This is a genomic window from Flavobacterium sp., assembly GCF_003525665.1.
GTDB lineage: Bacteria > Bacteroidota > Bacteroidia > Flavobacteriales > Flavobacteriaceae > Flavobacterium.
The window spans coordinates 248-4,153 of sequence record NZ_DQDX01000098.1 but is presented as its reverse complement, the minus strand read 5'-3'; the positions used below and the strand labels follow the sequence as shown (position 1 = coordinate 4,153).

The 3,906-nt window shown below is 35.0% G+C and carries 2 protein-coding genes; both read right to left on the bottom strand.

Translation table 11 applies throughout. The annotated features are described in order from the left end of the window. Positions 1–192: 192 nt before the first annotated feature. Positions 193–2,343, bottom strand: a complete 2,151-nt coding sequence (locus tag DIU01_RS07190) for a S46 family peptidase (RefSeq protein ID WP_290832949.1) — start codon at positions 2,341–2,343, stop codon at positions 193–195. Between the two features lie 499 nt (positions 2,344–2,842). Further along, a complete protein-coding gene (obgE, locus tag DIU01_RS07185) occupies positions 2,843–3,877 on the bottom strand; it encodes a GTPase ObgE (RefSeq protein WP_290832948.1) in 1,035 nt (344 codons plus the stop codon). Positions 3,878–3,906: the final 29 nt, after the last annotated feature.

Here is a 3,906-nt window from a genome sequence, read left to right as displayed (position 1 = left end):
GAAGTTTCGGGACTGATTGTAGCAACTGCCGTGCAGTGCGAAAAGCAGGAATAGGGAAACCAAGAATTCCCGAACCATTCGCTCCAAATTAATGGGATGAGATTCCTACGGAATGACAAAATTATGCATAAAAAAACTCCGACTTAATTGCTTAAGTCGGAGTTGGGATTCGTACGGAATGACAAAGTTGGTTTATTTCACCAAAGTCATTTCGTCTACGATGTGTTTAGCACCAGAGAAATTTTCGATTACCCAAAGTACGTAACGAATGTCTACGTTGATGGTTCTTTGTAGTTTGTTGTCGAAGATTACGTCACCTGCCATAGCTTCGATGTTTCCGTCGAAAGCTAGACCGATTAATTCTCCTTTTCCGTTAAGAACTGGTGAACCTGAGTTTCCTCCTGTGATATCATTATCTGTTAAGAAATTCACGTGAAGTGAACCGTCTTTGTCTGCATAACGACCGAAATCTTTGTTTTTATTCATTTCGATAATACGAGCTGGTAAATCAAATTCTTGATCTCCTTTTTTGTATTTCTTAACTTGACCTGCAAGTGTTGTGTAGTTATTTATTGTAGCATCATTACGTTTGTCTGCAGGTAATGAACGCACTTTACCGTAAGTTAAACGCAACGTTGAGTTAGCATCTGGATACTTAATTGCTCCAATTTTAGATTCTCTTAAACCTTCTACCAATAAACGGAAAGAAGAAGCGTACTCGTTTTGAGCTTTAGTTATTTCGTCAGATCTTGTACCAAAATGAGCAACCATATCATTTGAAATTGCATACAAAGGATCGTTTGTAAGCATTGCTTCGCTTGGTAAGTCTAAGAATGCTTTGATTCTATCAACTGAAGTAAGGATACTTAAATCGAAAGCAGCGTTTACATATTTAGTGAAGTCGTTGTTGTTTTCGTCTCCAATTTTCTTAACCATTGGTGCAATTGCATAGCCAGTAGATTTAGTAGCATATACTTTTAATTGTGCTGCTAAAATTTCTTTTTCTGCTGGAACGTGAAGTTCTTTGAACATTTCTGTTGCCATTTCAACAATTTGTGGCGCCATGGTAGCACGTTTAGCAGCATCAGCCTTAACATACATGTCTAATTGACGACCTAAAGATCTACCAATTGTTCCAAAAGAAGAAGTTCTGAATAATTGTTGTAGGTAGTTATCGTGACGAGATTTCTCGTTAGTTAAAGCGTAGAATTTATTGATGTTAGAAACTACGTTTCCGTATTTAGCTTTGTTAGCTGGTTTGTTAGCCCAAGTATTGAATTTAGCTTCTTGTGCTGCTTTAGATTTGGCTGTACCAAATTTAGTTAAAGCATCAATCATACCTTGACGGTTTTTCCAGTAGTTGGCAGTTGAAGCGAATTTAGAAGCATACACTAAATTTAAAGCATCGCTTTGATTCATGTATTTCTTCATTCCGTCCATACCTGTTTTAGCACCTTCAACCCAAGCAGGATAAGCAAATTTTACGTTTTGCTCAATTCCACCAGCTGGCATCCAACGGTTGGTTCTTCCTGGATATCCAAGAATCATAGCAAAATCGTTTTCTTTTACACCACTTAAATTTACTGGTAAGTAATGTTTTGGTTTTAAAGGAACGTTGTTTTCTGAATATTCTGCTGGAGATCCATCTGCATTTGCATACACTCTAAACATAGAGAAATCTGCAGTGTGACGTGGCCATTCCCAGTTGTCTGTATCACCACCAAATTTTCCTAAACTTTCTGGAGGAGTTCCAACTAAACGAACGTCTTTGTAATCTTGGTACACAAAATAGTAGTACTCATTTCCTTGAAAAAACGGACGAACAGAAACAGTATATTTTCCGCCTTCGTTGTTTTCTTTTTCGATTTTAGCAATTTCTTGGTTGATTGCTTTTTCTCTATCTGCTTCGCTCATTGAAGGATTTACAACGGCTAAAATACGTTTTGTACAATCGTCCATACGCACAAAGAAACGAACGTATAAGCTAGAAGGTTTCATTTCTGATTTTCTATCTTTAGCCCAGTAACCATCTTTTAAATAGTTTTTCTCTGCAGATGATAATTCGGCAATAGCATCATAACCACAGTGGTGGTTTGTTAATACTAATCCGTCTTTAGAAATGATTTCGGCAGTACATCCACCGTTGAATTGAACAATAGCATCTTTCAAACTGTGGTTGTTGATGCTGTAGATTTCTTCGGCTGTCAATTGCAAGCCCATTTTTTGCATATCGCGGTGATTTAAACGTTCGATGAACATTAAAAACCACATTCCTTCGTCAGCTTTTACACTTGTAGGAACAAGCATAATTGCAGCAATTAAGGAGAAAATAATTTTTTTCATAATGAAAATGTAAAAAGGTTAATTGTTGTTAGCTAATAGTCTAATTAAAATGTAATATGTTACAGAATAAATTGAATATTGCGAAATTTTAATGAGGCGAAAATACTAAATTTTGCGGATTTAATAAAAATAAGACTCTTAAAACTAATGTAATTTATTTCATTTTAACTTTTAATTAGGAAAAAAAGCGTTTCTCAAAACAGATCCTGTCGTATAAATTCTACGTATATGTAGATATCTTTCTACAGAAATTAGAATTTTTGTTTCAAAATATATTCTTTACTTTGCGAAAGATTTGGGAAAGGTTACTATTGGATTATCATCTACGACAAAAATACGATAGCAAAAATTTAATTTGATATTTAAGTCAAGACAGAAATCCAAAAATATAAAATATCTAAGTCGAGTACTTAGGTTCAACAATTACACTAATTATTAATTTGGTAAATGATGATTGGTAATGAGAAAGGGTTTCTTTATTGAAACCCTTTTTCTATTTTTATAAACCGTGACTGTTTTCTGGTTTGTCGTCTTCTACATTAAGCATTTCCCAAAGTTTGTCTTTTAATTCTGTTAAACCTTGCTGCGCTACTGATGAAATGAACATATAAGGAATTCCGAGTTTAGATTTATCTAGAAGTTGTTTCATTTCGGCTTTTAATTCATCATCTAGCATATCGCATTTTGAGATTACTAGAAGTCTATCCTTATCCAACATTTCTGGATTGTAACGGCGTAATTCGTCTAATAGAATTTCATATTCCTTTTTGATATCATCTGCATCGGCTGGAACTAAAAATAAAAGTGTTGAATTTCGCTCAATGTGACGTAAAAAGTAATGACCTAATCCTTTACCTTCGGCTGCACCTTCAATAATTCCTGGAATATCTGCAATTACAAACGATTGAAACTCTCTATAAGAAACTATTCCTAAGTTAGGTTTTAAAGTTGTAAACGGATAATCTGCAATTTTTGGTTTGGCTGAAGTTAGTACAGATAATAAAGTTGACTTTCCAGCATTTGGAAAACCTACTAAACCAACGTCTGCGAGAACTTTTAATTCTAAAATTACATCTAATTCTGTTGACGGCATTCCGGGTTGTGAATAACGAGGCGTTTGATTTGTAGAACTTCTAAAATGCCAGTTTCCTAAACCGCCTTTTCCACCTTGAGCTAGAATTCGTTCTTCGCCGTGTTCTGTAATTTCAAAAAGAATTTCTCCTGTTTCGATATCTTTAACAACAGTTCCTAATGGCACTTCTACATATTTATCATCGCCATCGTGACCAGTACTTCTTGAACTTCCTCCATCGCCACCGTGACCAGCACGCATGTGTTTTACGAATTTTAGGTGAAATAATGTCCAAAGATTTTTGTTTCCTTTGATGTAAACGTGTCCACCACGACCACCATCACCACCATCTGGACCGCCTTTTTCAATAAATTTTTCTCTATGTAAATGCGTAGAACCTTTTCCTCCTTTTCCGGAAGTAACATATATTTTTACGTAGTCTACAAAATTTCCTTCTGTCATTTTTTTTTTAGATTTCAGATTTCAGATTT